At 58.2% G+C, this 15279-nt stretch carries 13 protein-coding genes; 12 read left to right on the top strand and 1 reads right to left on the bottom strand.

Going from position 1 to position 15279, the window contains the following annotated elements; genetic code table 11:
• Nucleotides 1-58: 58 nt before the first annotated feature.
• From QP305_RS05975 to QP305_RS05935, 9 genes are all read left to right on the top strand, one after another.
• Nucleotides 59-1243, top strand: a complete 1185-nt coding sequence (locus tag QP305_RS05975; protein WP_350309599.1) for an ROK family protein — start codon at nt 59-61, stop codon at nt 1241-1243.
• A gap of 157 nt (nt 1244-1400) precedes the next feature.
• A complete protein-coding gene (gene xylA / locus QP305_RS05970) occupies nt 1401-2564 on the top strand; it encodes a xylose isomerase (protein ID WP_284904496.1) in 1164 nt (387 codons plus the stop codon).
• A 181-nt stretch (nt 2565-2745) separates the two neighbouring features.
• The gene (locus QP305_RS05965) at nt 2746-4929 is read left to right on the top strand and encodes a glycoside hydrolase family 3 protein (protein WP_284904494.1); all 2184 of its coding nucleotides are present in this window, start codon (nt 2746-2748) and stop codon (nt 4927-4929) included.
• A gap of 1 nt (nt 4930) precedes the next feature.
• On the top strand, nt 4931-6214 hold the full coding sequence (locus QP305_RS05960) for an MFS transporter (RefSeq protein ID WP_284904492.1): 1284 nt from the start codon (nt 4931-4933) through the stop codon (nt 6212-6214).
• Nucleotides 6215-6488: 274 nt separating this feature from the next.
• Complete coding sequence (locus QP305_RS05955) at nt 6489-7211, top strand: sugar O-acetyltransferase (protein ID WP_284904490.1); 723 nt, start codon at nt 6489-6491, stop codon at nt 7209-7211.
• Between the two features lie 62 nt (nt 7212-7273).
• Complete coding sequence (locus QP305_RS05950) at nt 7274-8935, top strand: hypothetical protein (RefSeq protein WP_284904487.1); 1662 nt, start codon at nt 7274-7276, stop codon at nt 8933-8935.
• Nucleotides 8936-8984: 49 nt separating this feature from the next.
• Nucleotides 8985-9488, top strand: a complete 504-nt coding sequence (locus tag QP305_RS05945; protein ID WP_274735222.1) for a hypothetical protein — start codon at nt 8985-8987, stop codon at nt 9486-9488.
• Nucleotides 9489-9586: 98 nt separating this feature from the next.
• Complete coding sequence (locus QP305_RS05940) at nt 9587-10450, top strand: HAD family hydrolase (RefSeq protein ID WP_274735221.1); 864 nt, start codon at nt 9587-9589, stop codon at nt 10448-10450.
• 289 nt (nt 10451-10739) lie between these two features.
• On the top strand, nt 10740-11435 hold the full coding sequence (locus tag QP305_RS05935) for a GntR family transcriptional regulator (RefSeq protein ID WP_274735219.1): 696 nt from the start codon (nt 10740-10742) through the stop codon (nt 11433-11435).
• Nucleotides 11436-11443: 8 nt separating this feature from the next.
• Here QP305_RS05935 and QP305_RS05930 read toward each other — a convergent pair whose 3' ends face one another.
• The gene (locus tag QP305_RS05930; RefSeq protein WP_274735217.1) at nt 11444-11683 is read right to left on the bottom strand and encodes a hypothetical protein; all 240 of its coding nucleotides are present in this window, start codon (nt 11681-11683) and stop codon (nt 11444-11446) included.
• Between the two features lie 225 nt (nt 11684-11908).
• Here QP305_RS05930 and QP305_RS05925 point away from each other — a divergent pair, with 225 nt between their 5' ends.
• Genes QP305_RS05925 through QP305_RS05915 form a run of 3 tightly spaced genes read left to right on the top strand, consistent with a single transcriptional unit; the run spans nt 11909 to nt 15243 of the window.
• On the top strand, nt 11909-12544 hold the full coding sequence (locus QP305_RS05925; RefSeq protein WP_284894993.1) for a tripartite tricarboxylate transporter TctB family protein: 636 nt from the start codon (nt 11909-11911) through the stop codon (nt 12542-12544).
• An 18-nt stretch (nt 12545-12562) separates the two neighbouring features.
• The gene (locus tag QP305_RS05920; protein WP_274735214.1) at nt 12563-14257 is read left to right on the top strand and encodes a tripartite tricarboxylate transporter permease; all 1695 of its coding nucleotides are present in this window, start codon (nt 12563-12565) and stop codon (nt 14255-14257) included.
• A gap of 2 nt (nt 14258-14259) precedes the next feature.
• The gene (locus QP305_RS05915) at nt 14260-15243 is read left to right on the top strand and encodes a tripartite tricarboxylate transporter substrate binding protein (protein ID WP_274735213.1); all 984 of its coding nucleotides are present in this window, start codon (nt 14260-14262) and stop codon (nt 15241-15243) included.
• Nucleotides 15244-15279 lie beyond the last annotated feature (36 nt).

Below are 15279 nucleotides of genomic sequence, written 5' to 3'. Positions count from 1 at the left end.
GTTTATGCTGTCTAGTACCTAGATTCTAGTTTGTCGAAACGGCACGGGAGGGTAGCTGATGGGGAAAAGTGGCAAAACGCCCACCTCGCTCCGGATGGATAACACTAAACTTGTCCTAAAGACGATCCTCTCCAGTAAAGTCCCCCCATCACGTGCCGATGTTGCAGCTTCCACCGGTCTTACGCGCGCCACGGTTTCTCGCTTAGTAGATTCACTCCTGGACTGCGGCATTATTAGCGAACTGCCACCGGTAAAATCAGCAATTGGGCGTCCCGCATCTCCCCTTGTGCCTCGTACATCGCGGCATGCTGTCGTTGGTTGCGAGGTCAATGTGGCTTATTTGTCTGTTGCCGTGATGGACCTCTCCGGAAAACTCCTCTACTCGCAAATCAAAAAAATGAGCACGCGTCACTTAGGTCCAAGTGGTGCCTTGAAAGAACTTGAGAAGATTTACGGGCAATGGAAGCAACCCAAAGCTGTCAAAGTTCTCGGTGCCGGGCTTTGCGTTCCGGGATTGATTGCCGATGATGGTGCAACGGTATTGACTGCCCCAAACCTGGGCTGGACGGGCGTTCAGATGAAAGAACTATCTTTTACCCAACCGGGATGTTTTGGGGGATTTCGTCTTTTTAACGAGGCTGATGCTGCGGGGTACTCTGTTCTCCATTCAGCTCCCGGAAAAGTATCAAACTATAGGGATTTCCTTTATGTTTCCGGTGAGGTCGGTGTTGGTGCTGCGGTGTACGAAAAGGGCCGGCGTCTGGGTGGCTCTCATGGCTGGGCTGGAGAGTTTGGACATGTTTGTGTCGACCGATCAGGACCGAAATGCAACTGCGGTTCTAATGGTTGTTTAGAACAGTATGTTGGCGAATCGGGATTAGTGCGAAATGCAGGTCTTCCTGAAGGTACCGAGCTGTCGAAGCTAATTGAGCTTTTCCGAGAGGGAAGTGAAACTGCTCGGGATGCGATGGACGCTGGAGCTCTCGCCCTAGGCCTAGCGCTCGCGAATACGCTAAATCTTCTTGATCTGGACACGGTTTTCTTTGGCGGGACTTTCGTAGATTTATATCCATGTTTTGAGACGATTCTTAAAGCTGAATTGAAGTACCGTGTGCTTTCGTCGCATTGGAAAGATATTGAACTCATTGTGAATCGAAAGGGTGAGATATCGGCGGCAATAGGCGCTTGTCTATGGATTTTTAATGATTTGATAGAGGATCTAAGCGGTTTCACGGGCGTCTAGCCACACTAGCTATATGTGAATCGCCTCACAATAAGTTTGACTTACGCTTTGTTTTGAGCCAAATCAAAATACCTTGATTTTCGCCCCCTTGACGCACCGTTTTCGCGCCCTTAGTTTAGAGGTAGAACAAAGGAGTTCGGCTACGCAAGGAGGAATAATGAGAAAGCCTACAAAAGAAGATAAGTTCTCCTTCGGTCTGTGGACCGTGGGGTGGACCGGAACCGATCCCTTCGGCGGGGATTCCCGCCCGGCCCTGGACCCGTGGGTCTACACGGAAAAGCTCGCCGAGCTGGGCACCTGGGGTATTACCTTCCATGACAATGACGTTTTCGCTTTTGACGCCAGCGATGCGGAGCGCGCCGAGCGGGTGGGCAAGGTCAAGGAAGCGGCTGATGCCAACGGTCTGACCATCGAAATGGTCACCACGAACACCTTCTCCCATCCCATCTTTAAGGACGGCGGCTTCACCAATAACGACCGCTCAATCCGGCGCTTCGGCCTCCAGAAGATCCTGCGTAACGTGGATCTGGCCGCGGAAGTCGGCGCCACCACCTTCGTGATGTGGGGCGGGCGCGAAGGCGCCGAATACGATTCCTCCAAGGATCTCAACGCCGCTTTCGAGCGCTACAAGGAAGGCCTGGATACGGTAGCCGGCTACATTAAGGAAAAGGGCTACGATCTCAAGATCGGCCTGGAACCCAAGCCGAACGAACCGCGCGGTGATATCTTCCTGCCCACCATCGGCCACGCCCTCGGCATTATTGCTGAGCTGGATAATGGCGATATCGTTGGCCTCAACCCGGAAACCGGGCATGAGCAGATGGCCGGCCTCAATTACACCCACGGGCTGGCCCAGGCGCTCAACGCCGGCAAGCTCTTCCATATTGACCTCAACGGCCAGGCCGGCCCGCGCTACGACCAGGACAAGTGCTTCGGTCACGGCGATCTGGCTTCCGCCTTCTTCACGGTGGACCTGCTGGTCAACGGCTTCTCCAATGGCGGCCCGCGCTACGAAGGCCCCATCCACTTCGATTACAAGCCCTCGCGCACCGAAGGTCTGGAAGGCGTATGGGAATCCGCGGCCGCGAATATGGAAATGTACCTCATGCTCGCGGAGAAGGCGAAGGCCTTCCGCGCCGACCCGCGCACTCAGGAAATCATGGAAGCTGCCTCGGTTCCCGAACTGGCCGAACCGACCGTGGCCGAAGGCGAGAGCCTGGATGATGTACGGGCGGAGAAGTTCGACGTCGCAGCTTTGGCCACGCGCGAATACCACTACGTTGAGCTCTACCAGCAGGCCATGCGCCACCTTATTGGCTAATCGCCGGTGTCCGCAGTCGAAGAAAGGAGGTTCCTGTTTTTGAAGTACTGCGGAACCGGTCTTGTACGGAAACCCTCGCGAGGACGCGAGAGCGACGCGGGCCATTGTTGGCCACTAATTAGAAGACATAACTGGATAACAAGAAATACCTAATCGTCCAATTCACAAAGGAGTGAGAATCGTGAAGGCTAAGCAATTTAGCGATTATGTATCCGATGTAAAGAATGGTGGGTCCGCAAACGCGGTCGCGCATGATATTTACGATGCACTAACGGAAGATGAACGTATCGCCTTACTGCAGGGCAGTGTGCCGTTCTGGCAAGGTATCGATGCGATGATGGGGCCCGATGTTGGCTACAACGCGCAACCATTTGTTATGGGTGCCGTAGAGAGGATCGGATTCCCGGGTATCCGGTTCATCGATGGTCCGCGTGGATGCGCTGTTGGAACTGCCACGGCCTTCCCAGTTTCGATGGCTCGCGGAGCTACTTGGGATACCAACTTGGAAGAACGAGTTGGTGAAGCCATCGGAGAAGAGGTTCGAGCCAACAGTGGAAACTTCTTTGGTGGGGTGTGTGTCAATCTTCCACGGAACCCAGCCTGGGGACGCGCCCAAGAAACCTATTCGGAAGAGCCGGTGATCCTCGGCAATATGGGCTCGGCGTTTGCCAAGGGTATCCAGAAGAATGCGATGGCGTGTGTTAAGCACTATGCGTTGAATTCCATGGAAAATGCGCGCTTCTCTGTAGACGTAACGTGTTCTGACAAGGACCTGCATAAGCATTATCTGCCGCACTTCCGAAAGATTATCAAATCCGGAGTTGCGTCAGTTATGTCCTGCTACAACTCTGTAAACGGCGAATGGGGTGGTCAGAATCGGAAGATGCTTACCGAAATCCTCCGTGATATCTGGGGCTTTGAAGGTTTTGTCATCACCGATTTTGTCTGGGGCATGCGTGATCCGGCGAAGGCTCTGGAGGCAGGACTTGATATTGAAGCGCCCTTTGCTCAACAGCGTAAAGACGGGATGCTTGAGCGGATTGCAAACGGTGAAACAAGCTGGGAAGCGGTAAAGCGTGCTGGAATTCGGATTATCCGTACTGTTCTGAAGCACTACGCAAATCTAGGCGAGGTGCCTTCGAAGGAAGTGATTGCCTCCCCCGAACACGCAAAACTGGCTTTTGATGCGGCCGCACAGTCGATGACTTTGTTGAAGAATGATTCGATTGGTGGTGCGCGGTTGCTGCCGGTCTCGCGAGACTTCTCTGGCACTATCCTGGTTGTTGGAAGACTTGCAGACCTTGCCAACACCGGTGATAACGGTTCCTCGAAGGTAGATGCTCCGTACGTGGTTACACCCTACGAGGGTATTAAGAGGAGTTTCCCCGCTGCAAATGTTGTATTGGCTGACATGGACTCTGACGAGTTTGACTCTCAGGTAAGAACCGCTGATTTAGTAATCGCGGTTGTTGGGTATACAGCGCTAGAAGAGGGCGAGTTTGTTGATGGTACCGTAATGCAGCGTGATGACCTTCTTAAGCTGTATCCCGAACCCGTGACGGAAGAAGAGAAGCGTATTGCGGAAGCTTTCGCCAAGAGTGGTGCCGAAGGCCAATCTGTTGTTGGCGGCGCGACAGCTGGTGGTGATCGCGTTAGCCTTGCGCTTCCGGAGGGAGACACCGACCTTATTCGCCGGGTCGTGGATCTGAACGAAAAGGTTGTAGTCTCCGTGGTGACGGCAGGCGCCGTTATTATGACCGATTGGATTGATTCAGTTCCGGCTGTCATGCTCGCGTGGTATTCGGGACAAGAAGGCGGTAACGCGCTGGGAGCTGTACTCTCTGGTGAGCGCGCTCCGGGCGGACGTCTTCCCTATGTAATGCCGAAGAAGCAGGAGCATACTGCGCCTCTTGATATTAACGCTACGGCTATTACTTATGACGATAAGTTCGGGTCGAGGCTCCTCGATGAGATAGGTGAGGAACCGCTCTTCCCGCTCGGATGGGGCATAACGTACACCACTTTCTCGTTAAGCGACTTCGAGCTTGTTAGCGCAAGCGAAACTACGGGTAAGGTTCGTGTAACTATCGGTAACGATGGGTACCGACTAGCTCATGGAGTAGCCCAGATTTACGGTTCTGTTTCCGGTGGTGTGCGCGAGTTGCTGGGATTCACTTCGGTATTGCTCGCTCCCGGTGAATCGGTGACGACGACAATAGATATCGATCTGTGGCCACTGTGTGAGTGGAACGAACAGTCAACGGAGTTCGACCCACTCCCAACCGGGGTAGTACTCGAGGCTGCGCAATATCGCGGTGCCCCAGACGCTTTGGCTCTCTCCGTCGAGATTCCCGAAAGGAACTGAAATGGAGCGGAAAGAGAATCGTGCGGATCCTGCCGCAGTATCAGAGCGTGCAAAAGATCCCTTTAGTGGGCAAACCAAGCCACCTTACCGAGTCGGCGTTGGCGTCACGATCGGCGCGCTCCTCTGGATCGTCCCGTACTTGGGGATCAATGCTCTTTTACTTCCTGCCAAGGTTGTCGAGATTGCACCTGATCAAAAGGAAGTGGTTGTCGCGACCCTCGCAACATTTGCGATGGTGACGGCAACTCTCGCCAATATCATTATCGGGGCTTTTTCCGACTTGACTAGATCAAGGTTCGGTAAACGAACGCCTTGGTTATGGGTGGGATCAGTCGGTACTGCCGCGGCGACAATGCTCGTGTACTACTCGCCGTCAGTACCAATTCTGATTCTCAATTGGTGTGTCTATCAGGTCTTCTTGAATTCGCTTGTCGCGCCGCTGCTAGCAACAATTGCTGATCGGGTTGCTCCTAAATTCCGCGGAACAATTTCGGCAATGTATGCCATCGGTTTTACGGTGGGCATGGCTTCGGGTCAGCTCATTGGAGCGCAGTTCCTTAAGGATCTGCGAATGGGATACATCGTCATGGCAGTTCTAGTGTTCTGTGCGGCGCCGATCTCCGCAACGATTATTCGGGAGCCGTCTAGCGCAAGCATGCCGAAGAAGAACTTCAATAAGGAGACATTCCTTACGAATTTCATGTTCCCAACCAAGCATTGTCGGGATTTCTACCTGGCACTATTTGGGCGCTTGTTTATCTTGGCGGCTGGATTTGCGATTACGGGTTATCAGCTGTATATCTTCACCGATTACATTGGTGCGGACGACAGTACAACACAATCGACTATTACGATCATGTCTCTATGTCTGATGGTGGTGGGTGTAATCGTTGCGGCCATTATTGGTCCGCTCTCCGACAAGCTTGCTGTCCGGAAGATGCCCGTAATTGTGTCGGCATTCCTAATTGCTATCGGTTTAGTTTTCCCGTGGATTTTCCCATATCCGTGGGCAATGATTGCCTACGCAATTGTCGGAGCTGGTATCGGTAACGGCGCATTCAATGCCGTTGATCAGGCGCTGAATTTGGAAGTTCTTCCGAACCCAGAGACTGCCGCGAAGGATCTAGGAATTCTGAATCTCGCGCAAAGCGGATCGCAGATTATCGGCCCATTGATTGCCTCTGCTGTCATCGGTATCGCTGGCTACCATGCGATTTTCCCGGCGAGTATTGTTCTCGCGATGGTGGGATGCGTAGCTATTGCCATGATCAGGTCCACCAAGTAAGGAGGCTCGTCGAGGTAAGCCCATTACGGGATGCCATCGGACTGCTCACGTTGAGCGTAAAACAGCGTGCCAAGGCTAATGGGCTTGGCTCGTGATGCAGGCTGGGGTTCCCAATCTCCGGAATTGCACTCCTCCGGGGTCGTGCGGGGCGGGTAGGTCACTACTCGCCCCGCACGGGCGTCGTCGTACTACTTTTCGACCGTGGCTCACACCGCGCACCGTTGCTCACACCGCGCGCCGTTGCTAACACCGCGCATCAACTTAAGGAAGAAAAATGCCCGAAACTCCCCGCAACCCGCGCCATATCGCCCGCCCGCACGTCGCCGAGCTGCCCGAACGCTCCCGCTGCCCGCTTCCGGGCGAAGAATCAGACGTGCAATGGCGGCGCATGGTGGAAGGCCGGCTCTACCGCTGGGGCCCGACCCAGGCGCGGGTGCGCGAACGCGCCATCGCGCTGCTGGAAGAATTCAACGCCGACGCTGCCTGGGGCAGCCCGCGCGCAACCGAAATTCTGCGCGAGCTCCTCGGCGGTTTCGAGGCCGGCGCGCAGATCGTGCGCCCTTTCACCTGCGATTACGGCGTGAATATCAGCCTGGGGGAGGGCTCGTTTATTAATACCGGCGCGGTGATCCTGGACCTGTGCCCGGTGCGCATCGGCGCCGGGGTACTCATCGCCCCGCACGTGACCATCTCCTGCGCCTCGCATCCCATCGACCCAGCTCTGCGCGCCACGCGCCTCGAATACGGCCGCCCCATCACCATCGAAAATAACGTCTGGATCGGCATGGGCGCGTCCATCGCCGGCGGCGTGACCATCGGCGAAAATTCCGTGGTGGGCGCCGGCGCCGTGGTGCTGCGCGACGTCCCGCCGGGGAGCGTGGTCGGCGGGGTTCCGGCTCGCGTGCTCCGTTCCATTAATTCCGACGACGCCGCCTTCGCGGCAGCGCTCCTCGCCGACTACCAAGCGGAGGTGGGCGAGGAGCCGCTTTCGGAGTAGGCGGGGATGCGCGGGCGGCGCATTATCGCTACTCTGGAAAGGCGCCGAAGGAAGGAAGTTTTGTGCCGCATCGTCACCGTCGACCCAGCACCGCCACCACGCCATTCACATTGTCGCGCACCGCCCGCCGCCCGCACCTGGCCGCGTTCGGCCTGCTCACCGTGCTGGCCCTTGTGCTAGCTCTCAGCCTCAGTTCATGTAGCGGCGAGCCGAGCGCCGCCGAGCGCGGACCCATCGCCGTGCATCGCGCACCGCAAGCGGACCTGGTACTCCCCGCCGCGGATGCGGAAGGCGCCATCGCCGCCTCCGCCGCGCTTTTTGTCAGCGCCCACGTTGCGGTGCTGAGCGGCCCGGATTCGGTAGAACAGGCCGGTGAGTTAGCGCAATCGCTGGGCGTGCCGGTTTTCCTGGTGGAGAATGCGGAAGCGCAGCCTGAAGCGCAGGGTGCGCGCGAAGGGGATCAGCACCCTGGAGCTCCGGCTGCCGGGAACGCCCTCGCCGCGGAATTCGAGCGGCTCGGCGTGCAACATACCCTCCTGGTGGGAACCGCGAAGCCGGCCTGGTTGAGCGGCGAAGCCGAAGAGTACCCGCCCGCGGCGGGCCAGGGAGCCTCGCAGCCCGCAGAATCTGCGCAGCCGGCCGGCACTGCCCAGCCCACTCAGACCGGCCCAACCCACCTCACACCTGCCGATATCCACTACCTGCCGGCCACCACCACCGCTCCATTCCCCGCGATTACTGATGGCGCGAATCCCGCTACCTTGGCCACGGTGCGCGCGGCAGGTGGCGCCGTCGTCGAATCACATCCTGATCCGCGCGCAAGCAGTGCAACTATCCAGGCGCTCGCGGGAAGTGCGGCGGCGGTGGCCAGTTTCGGCGTCGACCTTCCGGATCTTTCGTGGCAGGTGGCCGCGGCGCGCAGCGGCACGGAACTACCCGGCGGCGGGCAGTTGGTGCTGGAGGGCAAGCGGTACGTGGCGCTCTACGGTTCGCCGGTCACGGCCGCGCTCGGGGTGCTCGGCGAGCAGGGCGTGGAGGAAACCGCGGCGCGCGCCGATGCGCATGCCCAGCCCTATCGCGCCCTCACGGAGGATGCCGTTATTCCCGCGTTGGAACTCATCGTGACGGTGGCGGCCGGGCAGGCCGGTGACGATGGTAATTATTCGCACGAATGGGATCCGGATATTTTCATCCCCTATATTGAGGAGGCCGCGCGGCACGGCCAGTACGTGGTCCTCGATTTCCAGCCCGGGCGTTCCAGCTTCCCGGAGCAGGTCAAACGCTACGAGAAGCTGTTGCGCTACCCGAATGTGGGTATCGCCTTGGATCCGGAATGGCGCCTGGGCCCGGATGATTTCCCGCTCGAGCGCATCGGCCACGTGGAGATCAGCGAGGTCAACGAAACCATTAATTGGCTCGCTGATTTTGTGCGGGAGAATCAGCTACCCCAGAAAGTCGTGATTCTGCACCAGTTCCAGGTGCAGATGCTGCGCGACGTCGATCAGCTCGACCGGTCCCGCGCCGAAGTCGCGCTGGTGATCCACGCCGACGGCCAGGGTAGCCAGGCCGCCAAGCAGGACACCTGGCACACCCTGCACAGCTACGCGCCCGCGGGTGTGGCGTGGGGCTGGAAGAACTTTTACGATGAGGACACCCCCATGCTCACGCCGGAGGAAACCTACACCCAGGTGGAGCCAACCCCGGCTTTTGTGAGCTACCAGTAAGCGCGGTCGAATCCGCGCGGGGCACGGGCCCGGAAACGAAAGGCGTGACATGCGGAGCAAGAACATGATGGCGGTTGCCGCGGGCGTGATGGCTGCGCTTTGCGGCGTGGCGGGCCTGGGCGGCTGCAGCGGTGATACGACGACGCCGCCACCGGCCACGCCCCTCCCCGGCGGCCCCGGGGATACCGAATCCGGTCCCGCTGCGGCTATTGCGCACGGGACCGGGGAAGTGAAAGTACGCGGCGGGGTGATTATTAGCGGCGGGGTGGCCACCATGTGTGAGGTGTTTATGGCGAGCTACCCGCCCCAATGCGGGGGAGCGCGGGTGACTATCGCCGGCCTGGAAAGCTATTCGCCCCAGCGGCTCGGCTTGCAAACCGTGGATCCGGCAGTGGTGACGCGCCCGGGTGAAACTCCCAAGCCGGCCAGCCCGGATCCGGCCTGGGGTGAGCTGGCCCTGACGATTGATATCACGGAGATCGCCAAGGATGGCCAGTCCGCCACCGCGCAGCTGGTGGAAATTCACGGGAAAGAAACGGTGAGCCACCGGTAGCGGGCGGTGTCGGCGGCGGGTGTGGCGGCGGGTGTGGCTGCGGTGATGCCGGCCGCGCGGCCCACCCGGAGCGCGCGCGAGTAGCGTACCGTGGAGATATGGCTATTCATCTGGACCTGGAAGCAGAGCTTCCCGCAGACCTTCTCACCATTGACGCGCTGGCCCTTGATTTGGACGGCACCCTGGCGCGCAATGACAAACACGTTTCCGATGCCACGATCACGGCACTGGCCCGGCTGCATGCCACCGGCGTCGCGATTATCGTAGCGACCGGCCGGGTATACCCGGCTACCGTGGGGATTTACGAGCGTGCCAATATTGACGGCCCGCTGATCGCGGCTAGTGGCGCTATGGCGGTGGCCTCCGTGCGGGATTATGCGCATGGTGAGGTAGGCGCGGCGTCGTACGAACCTATGGATGATGAACTCTACGAGCGCATCCTCGACTTTTGCCGCAAGCATGCCCTCCAGCTGGTTATTTTTGGACGCGACCACCTTTTCGCCAAGGAGGACGGCGAAGCGGTGCGGGTGCTCGCCGAACGCAACGAAGGCGAGCAGCCCATCGTGGCGGATCTGGAGGAGCTGCCCCGCGAAGACCGCCTCAAGGCCGCGCTTTTTGCTAACGACGCAGAGTATGAGCGTATCCGCGCTGATCTTGCGGCGGAATTCCCCAACGCGGCGCGCTCCTATGACGGCACTATTGAGGTGACCAGCCCGGCTACCGATAAATGGGTAGCGCTGCGCACCATCCTCGAGGGGCTCGGCGCCCCGGTTGCTCGCACCGCCGGCATCGGCGATTCCGCGAATGACCTGCCCTGGCTGCGCGAAGTGGGTGTGGCGATCTGCCCGTCGAATTCGGTAGCGGCGGTCAAGGACATTTCCGCCTATGAGATCGGCTCCAATGACGAGGATGCCGTGGCTGCGCTGTGCAATCGGATCGCGGAGGCGCGGGAGGCACGCTGACGGAGGTGTGGGAGTCGCGCGAAAGGCACGGAGGCGCGCTGATCAGCAAGCCTACGGACCTCCCGAAAAAGCTAATAAAGTGCGGGCGGCTTGATGAGTGCAGTCAAGCCGCCCGCGGTTATCGCAGCGGCGTTCCTTTGCTTAAGTGACCTTGACTCAAGTCCCGGAGCTGGCCCAGCGCCCTCGGTATACTATGCCCATACCCCCGCCTCTGTGACGCGATTCTTTGCGTGCTAACGGCGCGAGACGGTGGGCGAAGAGTGTGTTCATTGGATTCCAAGGAGTCGCCGTGGCCGTCACCGGTTCTCTGCTTAAGCGTCGTCGTGCTGCTTTGCGTGACGAGGTGTATTCCACCATACTCGATATGCTGCTGGGCGGCGTGTTCCAGCCGGAAGAATCTTTGAGCATTGACGGCCTGGCTCGTGATCTCGATGTCTCTCCTACCCCGGTACGCGAAGCCATGGTGGAAATGGAGCATACTGGCTTGGTGGAGCGTCTAGCTCGGCGCGGCTACCGGGTGGCGCCCCCCATCTCTACCGAGCAAATTCGCAAACTCATTGATGTCCGTAAGCTTCTGGAACTCCAGGCGGTTGACTGGGCTTATCCGCACGCCAAGCGACTTCTTCCGGAATTGCGCCAGGCCCACGCCGAACACGAAGTCGCGTGGCAGAATCTCGAACATGAAAAAGGGCACCTTGACCTCGCCCATATCCGCCACTATTTCGATGCTGATTGGAACTTCCACCGCGTTATTATTCGCTACGCCAATAATTCATACCTGGAATCGGCGGTGGATAACCTCGCTTTCCAGGCTCACCGCATTCGCCAAACCGTTGGGGAAGGAAGTTCTGACGGTGCGCAGGCCACTGCGGAGCATCATGCTATTTTGGAGGCTTTCGCCTCGGGTGCGCGCGAGGATGCACTAGCTGCTATGGAAGCCCATCTCAACGGGGTGCTGCGCCGATCAATTTCTGACGCGGAATAAATCGTTTATTAGCATCCACGGCCGGCTTGGCGAATGCGCCGCGCGGCAAGCGCGAGGCTGATAAAGATCCACGCAGGCCAAGCCCAGCAAGTAGCTAAGGCGAAGTAGGTGGTTCGCCGTGCGCCCCGATCCAGCTGCGAGTGGGGATCCTTTGCTGCGTGGCGCAATCCGCGTACCAGGTTAATAGCCCAGAGCACCGCGACACCTAGGTAGATAACAATCCCGACCGTGATGAGAATCTGCCCCATCGCTCCTCCTTCGGCATCGGTGTGACGGCTGAGAACGTCTCGCTTTTGTGTAGCTTCGGCATGTCACAGTACCGCGCGACCCTTGTCACAGAATCCTATACGATATAGGATATTGGAAACTTAGTAGCGCGCGTCACTGTCGATGTCGGTTTCAAAGCAGAAACGTCATCCCTACCACAGAAGTGCACTACCAGAAGGAAAGGTTGCTCGATGAGGAGTACAACGGTGAAGACCGATGGAGACCCTGGGATGCACCCACCCGGCGCGGTTTCTCCGAACACCACGGGTGCCACCACAAGCGCGCCGGCACAAGCCCAACGCCAGTGCGGAAATCGGGATATCGGCGCACTGGCTTTCCGCCTCGTTATTTTAGGTATCGGCATCTACGTCATTGTGTCGGGATGGAATTACGGACTATCAGAAACCAATGGCGAAGTTGGTGCCGGGCTCATGCCTTTCGTCGCCGGTTGCGTTATTGTCCTCGCCTCGATTTGGGATCTCATTCGCTCCAACATCACGAAGCCCGCGCCGGAAACTGACTCAGAAGATGACGAATCCGTCCAGCTGATGGAACAGTATGCGGCAGAAGAAACGCCCGCGGAAGGTGAACGCACCGAACGCCAGCGTCAGCTCGCGGTAGTCTACGTCTTCCTCGCAATGCTTGGCGCAATTATCCTCACCCGCGTGATCGGCCTGCTGTTTTCCGTCACGCTCATGGTCTTTGTCCTCGTTGTTTTCGTGGAACGGCGCAAATGGTGGCAGGGGCTCCTCGCTGCTATTCTCACCTTCCTCTTCGGCTACGTGGTTTTCTCTGTGCTTCTCCAAGTGCCGCTTCCTACCGGGATGCTTGACCTGGTGTAAGGGAGGAACGAACATATCATGATTGAGAATCTTCTACTCGGTTTCCAAACATCTCTCACCCCAGACAACCTGCTCTGGTGTTTCATCGGGGTACTTCTCGGTACCGTTATTGGGATGCTCCCCGGACTGGGGGCCACCACGGGCGTGGCAATTCTGCTGCCTCTTACCCTCACGATGGAACCGGTCACCGCGCTCATTATGCTCGCGGGTATTTACTACGGGTGCCAGTACGGCGGCACGATTGCTGCGGTCCTCATTGCCACTCCGGGAGATGCGAGCGCCGTCGCAACAGTTATAGACGGCTACTCTCTAGCCCGAAAAGGAAAAGCTGGTAAGGCGCTCGCGATTGCTGCCATCGGCTCCTTCTTCGCCGCCATTGTTTCCCTTATTCTGCTCTGCTTGGTGGCAGCTCCTATTGCTCAATTCGCGCTGCGTTTCGGCCCGGCTGAAATGCTCGCCATTATGATCATGGGCCTGCTCACCATCATCTCCTTCTCCGGCGATAACCTCGCCAAGGGCCTCATGATGGCCGGTATTGGCCTAGTGCTCTCCACCGTGGGAATGTCCTCGGCCTTCGCGGCTTCGCGCTTCACCTTTGGAAGCGTGAGTTTGCTGGGCGGCATTGATTTCGTCGTCGTTATGATCGGAGTATTCGCCATCGGTGAAGTAGTGTCCCAGATCGGTGCGGGCACCGCGAAACCGATTCGTGCCCGCATGCGTGACATGGTCATTAAGCCCTCCGATATTAAGCAGGCTTTTCCGGCCATTACTCGTGGTACCGGGCTTGGATTTGTACTCGGCTGCCTGCCCGGTGCGGGGTCCACTCTTGCCTCCCTGGTTGCCTACGGCGCGGAAAAGCAGGTCTCCAAGAACTCCCGCAACTTTGGTAAGGGCGCTATTGAAGGCGTAGCAGCCTCCGAATCTGCAAATAACGCCGCGGCCAATGCGAATTTCGTTCCGACTCTCGCGCTGGGCGTTCCCGGTGGTACGACGACGGCAGTTCTCCTCGGCGCATTTGTCATGTACGGGATCCAGCCGGGGCCCCTCCTCTTTGAGAATCAACCTACGTTGGTGTGGGGTTTGCTAACGTCTTTCTTCATCGGGAACGTTATCCTGCTCGTCCTCAACCTGCCCATGGCACCCGTCTTTGCCCAAGTTCTGCGCCTGCCTTACTCCTACCTCTATCCCCTCATTATCTTCTTCTCGATGTTTGGGGCATTTGCAGTAGAGAATGGTGTTTTCGCACTCACGGTTCTTTTCGTTGCTGGCTTGGCTGGGTTCTTCATCAAGAAATATAACTATCCGACGGCGCCGCTCATCCTGGGCATGGTGCTTGGGCCCATGGTGGAACGTTATCTGGTGCAGACTTCTGCTTTCAGTCAGGGCGATCTCACCATCGTATTCCGTCAGCCCCTAGCCTTGACCATCCTTGGCATCACCCTTGCCATCATGGTGGTCCCGGGCCTCCTCAAGCGTTTTTCACGTAAATCCAGCCGCAAATCCGCGGCGGCCGAAGTTCCCGCAGAAGCGACTTCCGCGATTGAGCCTGTGCCGTCCGTGGATGCTGCGCAACCTGCTGCCGTGGGGGAGTGCACCGGCTCGGCCGCGCGCGGAACCCGCGCTCTCGACACGACAACCACCCCACCGCCGGGTCTTGCGCTAGGCGGTGACATCCCCCAATCCGGATCAACGACGATCAACTCTAAGGAATAACAATGAAAATATCACGACTCATGAGCGGTATCGCCGCTGTTAGCTGCGCGCTCCTTGCCCTCTCCGGCTGTCAGGATAAGGGCGGGGGTTCCTCCGCGGGAGGAAGCGATTTCGATCCCGGCGCCCGTATCACCATGGTGGTACCTATGGCCCCCGGTGGTGGTTCCGATATGTCAGGCCGTGCCATCGCCTCCGGCCTGGAGAACGTCACAGGTAAGTCCATCTCGGTGGAGAATCGCCAGGGTGCCGGCGGCGCCGTCGGCTATGCTGCGTTCCTGGGCGAAGAAGGTGATAGTTCCAAGCTCCTCGCCACCGAAACCGCCCTCATAAACCTTCCTCTCACCGAAAATGTGCCCTTCACGTGGCGTAGTTTCACCCCGATCATGAAGGCGGGTCAGGACTCGACGATCATGGTTGTAAAGAAGGGCTCTCCTTACAATTCCTGCCGTGCTGTGGTGGATGCGGCGAAGGCCGGTCCTGTCAAGGTTTCCATATCCGGTGGTGTGACCGGTAACGACGCTATCCAATTTGGCCTTATCGAAAAGGACCAGGGTGTGCAGTTCCAACGCGTGCCCTACGAATCCGGAGGTGAAGCCGTGACTGCGTTGCTCGGCGGACACGTTGATGTCGCCCTGGGTAATCCCAGCGAAGTGATGGGCCAGCTGGAAGCCGGCGATCTTGTTCCCCTGTGCGTGATCTCCGAAGATCGCTATAGCTACGATGCGCTCAAGGATATCCCCACCACCGTGGAGGAAGGCATTAACGTGACCTTCTCCCAGTTCCGCGGCCTTATCGCGACAGGTGGGATCAGCGAAGAAGCCCGCGAGTACTGGATTGATGCAGCAAAGAAGTACAGCGAAAGCAAGGACTTCACCAACTACATGGAAACCAATTTCATGCAGATCGATCCTCTCTTCGGCGATGATTTCGTCAAGTACCTCGAAGGGTACGAAGCAGATCTCAAGAAGGGACTCGGGCAGAGCTAAGGCTCGCTAGCAATAAGCAGATAAGCGCCGGCCCCG

The organism is Actinotignum timonense, from assembly GCF_030216305.1.
GTDB classification, from domain to species: Bacteria; Actinomycetota; Actinomycetes; order Actinomycetales; family Actinomycetaceae; genus Actinotignum; species Actinotignum timonense_A.
The sequence above is the reverse complement of the archived record's forward strand: the minus strand, read 5'-3'. Positions and strand labels throughout refer to the sequence as shown.